This is a genomic window from Streptomyces sp. NPDC002935, assembly GCF_040611295.1.
Taxonomy (GTDB): Bacteria; Actinomycetota; Actinomycetes; order Streptomycetales; family Streptomycetaceae; genus Streptomyces.
The window spans coordinates 39,502-54,139 of the sequence record NZ_JBEXNW010000052.1 but is presented as its reverse complement, the minus strand read 5'-3'; the positions used below and the strand labels follow the sequence as shown (position 1 = coordinate 54,139).

General features: G+C 72.9%; 10 protein-coding genes. 1 reads left to right on the top strand and 9 read right to left on the bottom strand.

Annotation, left to right across the window (positions count from 1 at the left end):
* Window positions 1–134 precede the first annotated feature (134 nt).
* The 7 genes from ABZX90_RS40645 to ABZX90_RS40615 form a co-directional block, all read right to left on the bottom strand.
* Complete coding sequence (locus tag ABZX90_RS40645) at window positions 135–1,115, bottom strand: cation diffusion facilitator family transporter (protein ID WP_351132949.1); 981 nt, start codon at window positions 1,113–1,115, stop codon at window positions 135–137.
* A 141-nt stretch (window positions 1,116–1,256) separates the two neighbouring features.
* A complete protein-coding gene (manA, locus tag ABZX90_RS40640) occupies window positions 1,257–2,408 on the bottom strand; it encodes a mannose-6-phosphate isomerase, class I (protein WP_351132947.1) in 1,152 nt (383 codons plus the stop codon).
* A gap of 131 nt (window positions 2,409–2,539) precedes the next feature.
* Window positions 2,540–3,667 (bottom strand): SIS domain-containing protein, encoded by a 1,128-nt coding sequence (locus ABZX90_RS40635; protein ID WP_351132946.1) that lies wholly within the window; start codon window positions 3,665–3,667, stop codon window positions 2,540–2,542.
* A 309-nt stretch (window positions 3,668–3,976) separates the two neighbouring features.
* Window positions 3,977–4,147: a Trm112 family protein gene (locus tag ABZX90_RS40630; protein ID WP_078943765.1), complete on the bottom strand. Its 171-nt coding sequence runs from the start codon at window positions 4,145–4,147 to the stop codon at window positions 3,977–3,979.
* 274 nt (window positions 4,148–4,421) lie between these two features.
* Complete coding sequence (locus tag ABZX90_RS40625; RefSeq protein ID WP_355213355.1) at window positions 4,422–5,783, bottom strand: phosphomannomutase/phosphoglucomutase; 1,362 nt, start codon at window positions 5,781–5,783, stop codon at window positions 4,422–4,424.
* 157 nt (window positions 5,784–5,940) lie between these two features.
* On the bottom strand, window positions 5,941–7,557 hold the full coding sequence (locus tag ABZX90_RS40620; RefSeq protein WP_355213354.1) for an L-lactate permease: 1,617 nt from the start codon (window positions 7,555–7,557) through the stop codon (window positions 5,941–5,943).
* 360 nt (window positions 7,558–7,917) lie between these two features.
* Window positions 7,918–8,397 carry a DUF3499 domain-containing protein gene (locus tag ABZX90_RS40615; RefSeq protein WP_351132942.1) on the bottom strand — a complete coding sequence of 160 codons (480 nt, stop codon included), beginning with the start codon at window positions 8,395–8,397 and terminating at the stop codon, window positions 7,918–7,920.
* A gap of 260 nt (window positions 8,398–8,657) precedes the next feature.
* Between ABZX90_RS40615 and ABZX90_RS40610 the strand changes: the two genes are divergently transcribed.
* Window positions 8,658–9,107, top strand: coding sequence for a metallopeptidase family protein (locus ABZX90_RS40610; protein ID WP_351132956.1), 450 nt, complete (start codon window positions 8,658–8,660; stop codon window positions 9,105–9,107).
* Between the two features lie 238 nt (window positions 9,108–9,345).
* Here ABZX90_RS40610 and ABZX90_RS40605 read toward each other — a convergent pair whose 3' ends face one another.
* Entirely contained in the window at window positions 9,346–10,845 is a 1,500-nt protein-coding gene (locus ABZX90_RS40605; RefSeq protein ID WP_355213353.1) for a DUF5719 family protein, read from the bottom strand.
* Complete coding sequence (locus tag ABZX90_RS40600) at window positions 10,842–14,534, bottom strand: glycosyltransferase (RefSeq protein ID WP_355213352.1); 3,693 nt, start codon at window positions 14,532–14,534, stop codon at window positions 10,842–10,844. Before ABZX90_RS40600 ends, ABZX90_RS40605 begins: the two co-directional genes overlap by 4 nt.
* Window positions 14,535–14,638: the final 104 nt, after the last annotated feature.

Below are 14,638 nucleotides of genomic sequence, written 5' to 3'. Positions count from 1 at the left end.
AGCTGGTTATCCCCGACGCTCATTTTCTTGACCCTTTTGTTCGGGTTGTTCGTAGTCCTTTTCTTGTTCGGGCGGGGCGCCCCGCCTGAGATCTCAGGCGGGCCCCGACGACGTACGAGCGGGTGCGGGTGGTGTCAGTGGTCGGCCGGCGACTGCGCCGGTCCGCCGGGGGTCGCCGCGGGGTCGGGGCCCTTGGCCGCCTCCGCCTCGCTGTAGATGTCCGGCTCCAGGTAGATCACCCGGGCGATCGGGACAGCGGTGCGGATGCGGGACTCGGCGGCGTTGATCGCGGAGGCGACCTCGGCGGCCGTGTCGTCGTGCTGGACGGCGATCTTCGCGGCGACCAGGAGCTCCTCCGGGCCGAGGTGGAGCGTGCGCATGTGGATGATGCCGGTGACGGTCGCGCCGTCGACCATCGCCGCCTCGATCTTCTCGGTGTCCTCGGGGCCCGCCGACTCGCCCAGCAGGAGGGACTTGGTCTCGGCGGCGAGGACCAGCGCGATCAGGATGAGCAGGACACCGATGCAGACCGTGCCGATGCCGTCCCAGACACCGTTGCCGGTGAGCAGGGCGAGGCCGACACCGCCGAGCGCGAGCACCAGACCGATGAGCGCGCCGAAGTCCTCCAGGAGGACGACCGGCAGCTCGGGGGCCTTGGCACGGCGGATGAACTGGGACCAGGAGTGCGAGCCGCGCAGCTCGTTGGACTCCTGGATGGCCGTACGGAAGGAGAAGCTCTCGGCGATGATCGCGAACACCAGCACGCCCACCGGCCAGTACCAGTGCTCGATCTCGTGCGGGTGCTTGATCTTCTCGAAGCCCTCGTAGACGGCGAACATGCCGCCGACGGAGAACAGGACGATCGAGACGAGGAAGGCGTAGATGTAGCGCTCGCGGCCGTAGCCGAACGGGTGCTGCGGGGTCGCCGCGCGCTGGGCCTTCTTGCCGCCGATCAAAAGCAGCGCCTGGTTACCGGAGTCTGCGAGCGAGTGAACGCCCTCGGCGAGCATCGAGGAGGAGCCGCTGAACGCGAACGCCACGAACTTCGATACCGCGATCGCGAGGTTGGCGCCGAGTGCCGCCACGATCGCTTTGGTGCCGCCTGAAGCGCTCATCTGCTCCTGCTGTCCCTTCGTACGCCGTCCGGACCCCGTTCGTACCCTGGTACCCCGGTCCGGGCTTTGCCCGCCCTTTGCGGTGCGCCATTCTTGCAGCCCGGTCCGTCAGCGGCGCCTCAGGCCAGCACAGTTGTCCCGTCAGGCCACCACTGTCGCACGGAAGATCGTGCCGGAACCGGACACTTCGGCCTTTTCGCCGGCCGGTACGAAGACGGACCCGCCGGGGGTCAGGTCGATGCCGTCGGCGCGCACGGAACCCGAGGTGCAGAGCAGGATCTGCGGGGTCTCGCGGGTGAGGTCGCGCGGGTCGGCGCCCTCGGCGACGACGTACCGGGAGAGGCGGAACTCGTCGATGGGGGTCGCGTAGACCTCTTCGCCGTCGGGGGACGCCTCCGGGCGCAGGACGCCGGGGTCGCCCGCCTCGAAGCGGACCACGCGCAGGAGTTCGGGGACGTCGACGTGCTTGGGGGTCAGACCGCAGCGCAGGACGTTGTCGCTGTTGGCCATGATCTCGACGCCGAGGCCGTTCAGGTACGCGTGCGGGATGCCCGCGCCGAGGAACAGGGCCTCGCCGGGCTGCAGCTGGACGTAGTTCAGGAGCATCGCGGCGATGACTCCGGGGTCGCCCGGGTAGTGGTGGGCGAGGTCGGCGTACGGGGTGTAGGCGCCGCCGAGGCGGGCGCAGGCGGCCGTGGTCTCGGTGACCGTACGGGCCATGTCGTCGGGGTCGGCGCTCAGCACCGCCGTGAGGACCTCGCGCAGCGCCGCCTCCTCCGGGTGGGCGCGCAGCAGGTCGACGTACGGCTTGAGGGAGTCGACGTCGAGGGCCGCGAGGAGTTCGGCGGCCTCCTCGGGGGCGCGGAAGCCGCACAGGCCGTCGAACTCGGTGAGAGCGCAGATCAGTTCGGGCTTGTGGTTGGCGTCCTTGTAGTTGCGCTGCGGGGCGTCGATCGGGACACCGCGGCGCTCCTCGTCCTCGTAACCCTCCCGGGCCTGTTCGAGGTCGGGATGCACCTGAAGGGAGAGGGGGGCGCCGGCGGCGAGGATCTTCAGGAGGAACGGCAGGCGGGGGCCGAACTTGGCGACGGCGGCGCGGCCGAGTTCCTTCTCCGGGTCCTCGGCGACGACCTCGTTGAGCGGACCGCGCCCGGTGCGCGAGGGTGCGCCCGGGTGGGCGCCCATCCACATCTCCGCCTGCGGCTCGCCGGTCGGCTCCAGACCGAGCAGTCCGGGGATGGCGGTGGTCGAACCCCAGGCGTAGGGGCGGACGGTGTTTTCGAGGCGGTCCATGGCTGTCTTCTTCTCCATATGTGCGCTGCTCGGCCCGCTCCGTGCGGGCGCCGATCGGGATGCGTGGTGTCAGGGGCGTCGGTCGCGGGGTCCGGCGACAAGGGGCGCCGGTCGCGAGGTCCCGCTCAAGATCAGGCTCCCGAAGCGAGCGCCAGGTAAACGGCGGCGAAATCCGTGATGGCGATCAGCTCCGCGAGGGTCTCCAGTTCGCCGCCCTCATCGGGTTCGAGCTCGCTGATCGCGGTGTCGTGGCCGAGGGCGAGTTCGCGGGCGGCGGGTGCGGCGCTGATCCCGCCGATCGGTCGGTCGCGGAGCAGCACCACGCGCGCGTGCAGCGCCTGGGCCTCCTCGACGCGGTCGCGGAAGAAGTCGTCGGGGTCCGCGCCGGCGGCGAGCGCGCCCGCGAGCAGCACTTTGTGCGAGGCGAGCGCCTCGGGGAGTTCGGCGGTGAGCGCGGGGCGGCCGGCGAGTTCGGCGAGCGCGGCGGTGAACCGGCGGCCCGCCGGGCCCGCCGAGGTGCCCTCCGTCCAGATCACCGGGAGGGCTTCGGCCAGTTCGACGGCGAGCGTCTTGGCGGGGTTGCTGTACGCGGCGATGGCGGGTCCGCAACGCTCGGCGACGCGGTCGAGTCGGTCGGCGACCTTCTGCAGGGCTTCCGGCGGGGCCGAGACCAGGCCGGTGCGGTCGAGGAGGGCGAGCAGCGGGGTGAGCAGCGCCCAGAGCACTCCGGGGGCCGAGGCGGCCAGGGGCTCGTTCTCCTCGTACGGGGCGGTCGCCATCGGTACGAAGAGGCCGTGGGTGCCTTCCACCCACTCGGCGAGGGGGGAGCCGCCGGGGGCCACGGCGGCGACGGTGCTGCCGCGGCGGTAGGCCTGCTCGATCAGCAGTTCCAGGCCCGGTTCGCTGCCGTCGGGGGTGGCGATCAGCAGCAGGTCGACGGGGCCGGCCCAGCCGGGCAGGTCCCAGCGCAGGGCGCCCCCGGCGGGAGCGACGCCCGTGGGGGTGAGCCGGGTGAGGGGGCAGCTCGCTCCGGCGAGGGTGCCGAGCAGTTCGGCGACGCCGGTGGCGGCCATGCCGGGGCCCGCGATCAGGACGGCGCGCGGGCGGCCGTCCGGCTTCAGCTCGGAGATGCCTGCCTCGGTGGCGTGCCGGACCGCGGTGCGGACCCTGGCGCCGGCCTCGGCGGCGCCGCGGAGCAGCGCCCGCCGATCGGCCCGGGTGAGTGCGTCGGGATCATCGAGGAGCGATTCGTCGAGCATGGGGTCGGGAGCCTCCGATCGCCGGGGGGCGCGTGCGCCGAGCCGCCGGGGTCGCTTGCACGGGGTCGCTCGCGCGAGGTGCCGAGCGGCGCTGGGTCGGACCGGTGCCGGACGATGTGCGCCGGTCGCCGATCGGGACGGCCGCGTCGCCGTGGTCCGTGCGGGCGGCGCCGCTGTCGCTTGTCGTCGGGGGTCGTGGCTTGTCGGCGTGCTTGTTACGCCGTCGGCACGCCCGCGGGCGGGGACGGTGCCGCTGTCGCCTCGCGCGCGGCGGTTGCGGCGCCGCTGTCCGCGGGGCGGCTGCCGTGGTCAGGCGGGGCGGCGGGCCTCGTCGACCAGGAGTACGGGGATGCCGTCGCGGACCGGGTAGGCGAGGCCGCAGTCCGCTCCCGTGCAGATCAGCTCGGTCTCCTGCTCCTTGAGCGGGGCGTGGCAGGCCGGGCAGGCGAGGATCTCCAGGAGGCCGGCTTCGAGCGGCATGAGGTGTCCTTCCGAAACGGTGGATGCGGCCTGGTCAGGGTACCGCTGCGGGAGGCCGGGTGCCGGGGTGCGCCCACGGTTCGTGAGGCGCGCGGAGCGGGTGCACGGGCCTCCGAGGCCCGTCTCCACGTCCGTCCCCGTGACCGCGTCTCCCCCCGGCCGACCGCCGGCGGGCGCGGTACCCGCGGGGTGCCGTGCCCGTCGGTTCCGGCGGTCGCCGCCGGGCCGTTCCCGGTCGGCGGGTATCGGGTCTCCGGTCCGGCCGTGCGCGCCCTCAGCCTCTGATGATCTCCAGGACGTCGTCGCGGACCTTCGTCATCGTCGCCTCGTCGCGGGCCTCCGCGTTGAGGCGGAGGAGGGGCTCGGTGTTGGAGGGGCGGACGTTGAACCACGCGTCCTCGGTGGTCACCGTCAGGCCGTCGAGTTCGTCGAGGGTGACGCCCTCGCGGCCCTCGTAGGCGGCCCTGACGGCGGCGAGGCGGGCGGCCTGGTCGTCGACGGTGGAGTTGATCTCGCCTGAACCGACGTAGCGGTCGTACTCCGCGACGAGCCCGGAGAGCGGTCCGTCCTGACCGCCGAGGGCGGCGAGGACGTGGAGGGCGGCCAGCATGCCAGTGTCGGCGTTCCAGAAGTCGCGGAAGTAGTAGTGCGCGGAGTGCTCGCCGCCGAAGATCGCGCCGGAGGCGGCCATCTCGGCCTTGATGAAGGAGTGGCCGACGCGGGTGCGGACCGGGGTGCCGCCGTGCTCGCGGACGACCTCCGGGACCGACCAGGAGGTGATGAGGTTGTGGATGATCGTGCCGCCGCCGTGCTTGGCCAGCTCGCGCGCGGCGACCAGCGCCGTGATCGCGGACGGGGAGACCGGCTCACCCCGCTCGTCGACGACGAAGCAGCGGTCGGCGTCACCGTCGAAGGCGATGCCGAGGTCGGCGCCCTCCTCGCGGACGCGCTTCTGGAGGTCCACGATGTTCGCCGGGTCGAGCGGGTTGGCCTCGTGGTTCGGGAACGTGCCGTCCAGCTCGAAGTACATCGGGACGAGCTCCAGCGGCAGGCCGGAGAAGACGGTCGGGACGGTGTGTCCGCCCATGCCGTTGCCCGCGTCGACGACGACCTTCAGGGGGCGGATGGAGGTCAGGTCGACGAGCGAGCGGAGGTACGCCGCGTAGTCCTCCAACGTGTCGCGCTGTGTGATCGTTCCGGGCGTGGCGTCCGAGGACGGGGCGCCGGAGTCCAGCCAGGACTCGGTGAGTTGGCGGATCTCGGAGAGGCCGGTGTCCTGGCCGACGGGGGCCGCGCCCGCCCGGCACATCTTGATGCCGTTGTACTGGGCCGGGTTGTGCGAGGCGGTGAACATGGCGCCCGGCAGGCCGAACGCGCCCGACGCGTAGTACAGCTGGTCCGTGGAGCACAGGCCGATCTCGGTCACGTCGACGCCGCGTGCCGCCGCACCGCGCGCGAAGGCACGGGACAGTCCGGGCGACGACGGCCGCATGTCGTGCCCGATCACGATGGCGTCCGCTCCGGTCACCTGGACGAAGGCGGCGCCGAACAGCTCGGCGAGCGGCTCGTCCCACTGGTCCGGGACCACCCCGCGTACGTCGTACGCCTTCACGAGCTGCGACAGATCAGCAGTCACGGCCAACCCTCCAGAAGTCCACTTCGGTCACCCCAAACTACCCGTCCGGGCCGACAGCGGGCCGCGTCGAGCCCTAGTGGGGCGCATCCGTGACCTGCGGAACGGTCCCCGTCACCTGGAGGAAACCCGCCCGTCGCGGGCAACGTCCTGAACGGTCTCAGGGCAGCATCCAGGAGAGGACCGGCGAGCTCTGTCCCACCACGATCAGACACATGACCAGCAGCAGTCCGAGGCTCCAGGGCAGCACCTTGCGCAGCAGGTCGCCCTCGCGGCCCGCGAGCCCGACGGCCGCGCAGGCGATGGTCAGGTTCTGCGGCGAGATCATCTTTCCGAGGACGCCGCCCGAACTGTTGGCGGCGGCGAGGAGTTCGGGCGACAGCCCCGACTCGCGGGCCGCGCTCACCTGAAGAGCCCCGAAGAGGGCGTTCGCCGAGGTGTCGGAGCCGGACACCGCCACGCCGAACCAGCCCAGAACGGGTGACAGGAAGGCGAGTCCGGCACCGGCCGCCGCCACGAAGTGGCCGATGGTGGCGGCCTGTCCGGAGAGGTTCATGACGTAGGCGAGGGCCAGCACGGATGTCACGGTGAGGATCGCGAACCTCAACTCGTGCACGGTCGCCAGCCATTCCCGGACCGCCACGCGCGCGTGCACCCCGAGCACCACGGCCGTGCACATCCCGGCGAGCAGCACGAGGGTGCCGCCGGTCGACACGATCGGCCAGATGAAGACGTTCCCGCCCACAGGCTTCCCGTTCGGGTCGACGACATCCAGGAAGGGCCAGTCGTACGTCCGCGTCGCCCGCGCCAGCCAGTCCTTCACGGCGGGGATCTGCGCGATCGAGAAGATCGCGACGATCAGGGCGTACGGCGCGTAGGCGCGCACCACTTCGCGGCGCGGGTCCTCCTCGTCGAGGTCCTCGCTGCGCGCGCCGGTCAGGACCGACGCCCGTACGGACTCGGCGGCGGGCACGCGCGCGTTCGGGACGGCGACCAGGGCGGCGGCCCCGGCCAAGGCGGCGCCGATGTCGGCGAGTTGCGCGGAGACGTAGTTCGAGGCGGCGAACTGGGCGGCGGCGAAGGCCACTCCGCACGCCAGGGCGGGCACCCAGGTCTCCCGCAGTCCGCGCCTGCCGTCGACCAGGGCGACGAGGACCAGGGGTACGACCAGCGCGAGCAGCGGGGTCTGCCGGCCCACCACGGAGGCGACCGAGTCCAGGGGCAGGCCGGTGACTTGGGCGAGGGTCACGACCGGTGTGCCCATCGCGCCGAAGGCGACCGGCGCGGTGTTGGCGACGAGCGCGACGACCGCCGCGCGCACCGGGTCGAAGCCGAGGGCGACCAGCATCACCGAGCAGATCGCGACGGGCGCGCCGAAACCGGCGAGGGCTTCCAGCAGGGCGCCGAAGCAGAAGGCGACCACGAGTGCCTGGATGCGCGGATCGTCGGACAGCCGCCCGAACGAGCGACGCAGGATGTCGAAGTGCCGGGTGCGGACGGTCATCCGGTACACCCACAGGGCGTTGACGACGATCCACAGGATGGGGAAGAGGCCGAACACGGCGCCCTGGGCGGCGCTGGAGAGCGCTTGCGCCACCGGCATGCCGTACGCGAGCCAGGCGACCAGCGAGGCCGCCAGAAGGCCAGCCAGGCCCGCCAAGTGGGCCTTCATACGGACCCCGCCGAGCAGGATCAGCACGATGACGAGGGGGAGGGCGGCCACGAGGGCGGACAGGCCGAGCGAGTCGGCGACGGGTTGCAGCTCCTGGACGTACACGGACGCCTCCCCGGTTTCCGTGATGCGGAAAGCGATTTCTCACGGCAAACGGAATCGTCGTGTCCGCGACAACTTCACGTCAATGGGCGTGCGCCGCTCAGTGGAATCGACCTCCGGGATCGGGGCCCGGGGCCCCGGGAAACATGAGGCGGATCGGCCGACACGGCGCGGGAGGCGTGGGGGCGGGGGGCATGGAGGGCGGGGGCGTGGAGGGCGGGAAGTGTGGGAGGCACGCACTGGGCATTCACGGCAGGCGGCACGCGGCACCAGGCGGCGGCTCACGTCGAGAAGGCGGGCCACGAAGAGGACGACGGGCCGCAGAGGACTACGGGTTGCGACGTGCGGTCGCGCGGAGGGGACTCAGTTGTCGGGCGAGCGCAGGATCCGCAGGTGGCCGCGGCGCGCGACCTCCATCGGGTCCACCGAGCGGGCGTTGCCGCCGCCCGCTTCCGCCGTGCGCCGCTGCGGACGGGCCGCCTCGCGCACCGCGTTCGCCAGCGCCTCCAGATCGTCGCCGCTGGGGCGCGAGGGACCGGAGGAGTCGGCGAGCCGGACGACCTCCCAGCCGCGCGGCGCGGTGAGGCGCTCGGAGTGCTCGGCGCACAGGTCGTAGCAGTGGGGTTCGGCGTAGGTGGCGAGCGGGCCGAGGACCGCGGTCGAGTCGGCGTAGACGTACGTCAGCGTCGCTACGGCCGGACGGCCGCAAGCGGTGCGCGAACAGCGACGTACAGGGCTCACGACGTTGGACGGTACCGCACTCTTGAACGGGCCGCGACGACTCTCCCCCAGGTCACCCCACCGTGTCGTGCTGTGAGACGGGCCACACCGCTTTTCGATCATCAGGCCCTGACCTGGGGCGACATCAGGCCTCGGGATACCGAACAGACCTGAATACGGTCACTACTTGGTGCGAATCATGCCAATTGCCACGTCAAGGCGGTCTTGGAAGGATACGGAATCGAGCCCAACCTTGGCTGGAATGGTCATCGCGCGACATCCGGAACGGATGCCGGGCCAGGGGCCGTCGGTCCGCCCGCCCGTCGGCGACCGCCGCGTGGGGCCGGGCGGCCGGGCCGGGCGGGGACTACTCTTCGTCAGTGATGGACAACCCCGTACCGCCCCGTGCCGCAGCAGCCGGTCCCCGTCGTCGTGACCGCCATGGCAGGGGCATGCGCGGCCCCGTGGCGCCGCCCCAGGTGCCGCTCTCGGCGAGCCGTGCCGAAGTCTTCGCGGACCTGGTGCAGGACTCCGTGGAGCGGCTGGAGCGACGCTGGCCGCAGCTCGCGGACATCGACTTCATGGTCCTCGAGGTCCCCCGCCTGGAGGGCTCGGGCGAGGGCTGGAGCGACGAGGCGGTGCCCCTGGGCGGCACGATCGCGGCGCGCGAGGGACATCCCGCGCGCGTGGTCGTCTACCGCCGCCCGGTCGAGATCCGCACCAAGGGCCGCGACGAACGCGCCGCCCTGGTGCACGAGATCGTCGTGGAACAGGTCGCGGAACTGCTGGGACTGACACCGGAGACGGTGGATCCGCGGTACGGCGAGGACTGAGACCGGAGGGGCTCCACGCCTCTCGGGGAGACCGGCGGGCCGGAGCCGTTCCGACGAGGTCCGCGACGCTTCCGCAGAAATGATCCGTCCGTGATGATCCACCCGTACGTCCGTGGTGATCCACCCGTACGTCCGTGGTGATCCACCCGTACGTCCGGCCGTGGTGAACCGTACGTGGTGATCCACCCGTACGAGGGCCCCGCGGGCCGGGTCCCCCGGGCGGATCACCGGTTGTGGATCACTGCTTGAGCAGCACCGAGAGGTCCTGCTCCGCTTCCGGCACCGAGACCGTGCCGCGGTCGTCCGGGAGGGTCTGGACGGTGAAGCCGGGAACGCCGTTCTCTGTCGCCGTGAGCATCCGGGAGGCGTAGACCGGGCCTCCGGAGACCGGCTCGACGGTGAGGGCATACGTGCCCTTGAGGCCGCTCGGGACGGGTGCCTCGACGTTCTGGGTGGTCCCGCCCTTGATGGTGAACGTCTTCGTCACGGCCGTACCGCCCTCGCTGCCCGCGGACGCGGTGACCTTGATCCGGGCCCCCTCACCGGGGGCGGTCACGGCCAGGGTGGAGCCCTTGGCGCTGTTGTCGGCGGCCGTCGCGCGCGCGGAGACCGGGGCGGTGGCCGGGATGAACGCGGTCTCCTGCTTGTCGCCCTTGCCGCGCACGACCCGCAGGGCGGCGACGACCGGCACGGACGAGCCGCTGGGCGTGATCACCAGGGAGCCCGCCTCGCCGCGGGTGACGTCCCCGAGGTCGACGGCGGAAGTCATCCCGGCCTTCACGTGCAGCGTCTCGCTCCCTGCCGGGGTGATCAGCCCGGTGGGCGAGGCGAGGCGCACCTTCAGGTCGGCGTCCGTGTCGCCGGGCGCGAAGGCGACCAGGCGCACGGAGGTGGCGTCCTTGGGGATGCCCGGCAGGATCAAGGTGCCCGCGGGGTCGGCGGAGGCGGCCAGCCAGTCCCCGCCGATCTTGTCGTCCAGTGCCTGCACGGCGGCCCCGACGCGACCGCTGCGGACCGTCACGTGCACGGTGAGGTTGGTCTGCGGATCGCCGGCCAGCGTGTTCAGCAGGATCGGCTCGCCGGAGTGCGGCTGGACCGTGATCCCGTCGGCCACCGTGGACTTGAGCTTGCCGTCCTTGCCGTACAGGTCGATGTCGACGACGGCCGCGGAGTCGTCGGGGTTGGTCAGGTGCACATAGTCGGAGCGGTCGTCGGCGGTGCTGGCGCCCGGGAACCAGAACTCGGTGTCGGGGGCGGTGCAGTTGGTGCCGAGCAGGCCGCGCCCGGTGCCCACGGCGACGTCAGTGGTCTCCTGAACCGTCCAGCCGGGCGCGAACTTGCCCTCCGCGGTGCCGATGAGGGCGGGCGTCTGTGCACCCGAGGTGTCGCCGGTCGCCGGCTTGCCGCGCTCCTTGGGCCGGACGACGGGCTTGGTGGCCTTGCCCTCGCTCTTCTTGCCGTCCGCGCCGTCCGCCGACTCCTCGGTGGCGGCCTGGAGTTCGGCCTTGCCGCTACCGCTCGCGCCCTCCGCGACGGGCGTGAAGGACGTGTACGCGGTGTCGGCGATGTCGGAGGTGCTCGGCTGCGGGCAGAGCAGGCTGGTGCGCTCCACGGGCAGCCGCGCGGCCGCCTTGGCCGTGTCGTCGCCGGAGGCGTCCGGTGTCTTGAGGGTCGCGAATCCGGTGACGGCGGCGAGCGCGGTCGCGCCGGCGATCAGGGACAGGGTGGTGCGGTTCACTGCTGGCTCCCGTCGGGGCGCTCACTGTCGGTGCCGTGCGGGGGCTGCGTGGGGTCGTACGCCGGGTCGTAGCCCTGGTCGCCCGTGTCGTAGCCCTGGCCCCGGGTGTCGAAGGCCTGGCCGTTGGCGTCGTAGCCCTGGCCGTAGGTCTGGTCGTACGCCGCCGTGCCCCCGTAGGCGTACGGGTCGTACTGACCGCCCTGGTAGGGGTCCGCCTGGTACGGCTGCTCGTAGGTGCCCGCCGGGTACTGCTGCTGCCCCTCGTACTGCTTGCCGCCGTAGGTGCCGTACTCGGACTCGGCGCCCGCGTAGCTCGGGGTGTCCCATGCGCCGTACGCCTGCTGGTGCGGGACGGCGGCTGCCGGGACCTCCTCGTCCTCGGACGACTCGCCGTCGAAGTCCTCGGCCTCGGCCTCCGCCTCGGCCTGGGCGCGCAGGCGGCGGGCGCGTCGGCCGTCGCCCGTGACGTCCTGGGCGGGCACGGCCTGCTCCTCGGGGAGGTCGTCGTCGATGTCCCGGCGCCGCCCGGGCAGGGCGAGCACGACGAGGACCAGGGCGAGCGCGCCCTGGGCCCACAGCCAGGCGGTGTGGCTCAGCGGGGCGTCGAAGGTGACGTCCAGCCTGCCGCCGCCGGCGGGCAGTTCGAAGCCCTGGGCCCAGCCGTCGACGGTGGTGCGGGTGAGCGGCTTGCCGTCCAGGGTCGCCGTCCAGCCCGCGGCGGCGGTGTCGGCGAGGCGCAGGACGCGGCCGTCGTCTCCGGCGGGGACGGTGGTGTGCACCTCGACCGGTCCGGCGGCGATGGACTCCGGCTCGCCGGACGCGGGGACGATGGCGGCGCGCGAGACCTGCCGGTCGACGCGCCACAGGGCGCTGCCGTCCTGCTGGCTCAGCCTGCTGAGGCCCGTGGTGGCGTCCAGGACGCGGCTCACCTCGCGCGGCGCGCCCTTGCGGATCAGGACGTAGCGCACGGCGAAACCGCCGAGTTCTTCGGCCTGGTCGGCGCCGGAACCCGCCACGAGGTTGGCGACGACCTTGTCGAGCTTCTTGTTCTCGCCGCCCGTGGAGGCGAGTTCGGCGTCGCCGAGGCGGGCGCCGGAACCCCGGACGAGGATGTAGCCGACCTCGGCGGACGTACGGCTGTCGAGGACGAGGGTGCGGGCCTGGTCGCGGGTGCCGCTCTCCTCGGCGACGAACGCGGGCACCTGCACGGGGTCGCGGCGCTCCACCGGTCCGTCGGCGCCGCGGATGATCCACCCGGAGGCGACGAGGAGCGGGCCCGCGGCGCAGGCGAAGGCGATGAGCGCGGCCACCGGCTGGCGCCAGCCGAAGCTCTGCTCGGCCACACGCGTGCGTGCCCCGTCGGCGCCGACGGCGGCGGCGGCGAGCAGCGCGAGGCCGTAGACGAGGGTCGCGGGGCCGGCCCAGGTGGAGCTGTTGGACAGGACCGCGAAGACGAGTGCCACGACGGCGACGACCCAGGCGGTCCAGATCCCCGCCTGGCGCTCGGTGCGCATCAGGGCGGCGAGCGCGGCGAGCACGACGCCGAAGAGCATCAGTCCGCTGACGGTGCCCGGGCCGCCGGGGCTGGCGCCGAGCAGGTCGAGCGCGGAGGCCGCGCCGGCGCCGTACTCCAGGCCGGCTTCCTTGAAGAAGCCGAACGGCAGCAGGGTCAGCGACCAGGGCGCGAGGACCAGCAGCGGGGTGCCGAGCTGGGCCAGGAAACGCAGCCCGTAGGCGGGGATCTCCCTGCGGCGCACGACGAGGAGCGCGATGCCGAGGACCAGCGCGATGGGCCAGACGATCGGGGTGAAGGCCGTGGTGACCGTCAGCAGCAGGGCGTACGCCCAGGTCGCGCGCCAGCTGCCGCGGGCCCGGGAGGCGTGCGCGAGTCCGCTTGCCGCGATGCCCGCGCGCGCGATGAGCGGCAGCAGGATCGCAAGGACGGCGGTGCCGATGCGGCCGCCCGCGAGCGCGCCGGTGGCGGCGGGCAGGAAGGCGTACGCGACGGAGGCCCAGGCGCGCAGCAGGCGCGACTCGACGAGCGGGCGCGAGGCGAAGTACGCGGCGAAGCCGGCCAGCGGCACGGATCCCACGAGGAGCGCGGTGACCGCGAGTCCGGTGGAACCGAGGAGAGCGGAGGCCAGCAGGGCGACGAGCGCGAGGTAGGGCGGGGCGGACTGGGTGTCGCCCGCGCCGACGGGATGCCAGCCGTCGAGGTAACGCGCCCACAGCTCGGAGGCGTCGGAGGGTGCGGGCAGCAGGGCGCCACCCGCGAGGGCCCCGCCGCCGAGCAGTTCGCGGCAGGCGAGGAGGGAGACGAACAGGAGCACCAGGAACAGCATCGGGCCGGGGTTGCGCGCGATGCGCTTGATCCGGGCGAACTGCTCGATCTGCAGGAAGTCGCCGTCGTCGTCGCCCGGTCCGGACTCGACGGCGCCTCCGTGCCGTCCGGCGCCCGTGATGAGCTCGGCGTCGGAGCGGTCCACCAGATTGCCGGCGACCTGTTCGACGGTGGCCCGCAGGGTGGCGCCCGGCGGCGGGAACAGGGCCCGCAGCTCGCCCTTGTCGACCTGCGGGCGGCCGCGCCTGCGTCGCCCGGCGATGATCCGCTCGGGGCGCAGCAGGGTGCCCAGGAGGCCGCGGATCTCGTCGACGGCCTGCCCGGGGACCTTGCCCACGAGGTAGGCGACGGTGCGCAGCAGGGTGCCGAGGACGAGCCGGATCAGGATCCAGGGCAGCTGCGCGGTGCGGGCGTTGACGAGGAGGGTGTAGACGGCGCCCGCTTTGTCGACCTTGTGCGGGGACGCGGAGGTGCGGCCCACGCAGTCGACGGTGCGGCGCTCTCGGGAGGCCGCCTCGGCGTGCCGTACGACGGCTTCCGGGGCGACGAGGACGCGGTGGCCGGCGGCCTGGGCGCGCCAGCACAGGTCGACGTCGTCGCGCATCAGGGGCAGTCGGCGGTCGAAGCCGCCGAGCTCCTCGAAGACGTCGCGCCGGATCAGCATTCCGGCGGTGGACACGGACAGGACGGGGTGGACGTGGTCGTGCTGGCCCTGGTCCTGCTCGCGGCGGTCGAGACCGGTCCAGCGGCGGCCCGAGTTGGCGATGGTGACGCCGACCTCGAGGAGCTGCCTGCGGTCGTACCAGCCGCGGAGCTTGGGGCCCACGACGGCCACGTCGTGACCGAGCTCCTGCTCGTTCTCCACGACCCTCAGCAGGTGTGCCAGGGCGTCGGGTTCCGGGGCGCTGTCGTCGTGCAGCAGCCAGAGCCACTGCTCGGGCTCGCCGTGCGGGAGGTCCGGCATGTCGTAGGCGTCGTCGCGCCAGCTGCGCGTGACGGGGTCCCAGCCGCTCGGACGCTTGAGGTACGGCAGCTCGTCCGGGGTCAGCACACCGGCGGTGCGGCACACCTCCTCGACGGCCTGGCCGAAGCCGGTGCGCCGTGCCAGGTGCAGCACGTGGTCGGCGCCGAGCGCTTCGGTGAGCAGCTGGGCGGAGTCGTCCGCGCTGCCGGTGTCGGCCGCCACCGCGTTCTGCACGGGGCGCTCCTGGCCGAGCAGCCCGGCGAGCGCCTCGGGCAGCCAGCGGGCGCCGTCGTGGGAGACGAGCACCGCGGTCACGACGTGGCGCGGGAACTCAGGAGCGGCAGCGGCGTCGTGACGGGCTGCCGAATGGCTGTGCACGGACATCGAGGTACGGGCCCCGGTTCGATGGACTGCGGTGGACGTCTGTGTCCGGCGGGGACAGCGGGACGTCTCGGACGAGGGCCCACACTAACGGCTGGGCAAGACGG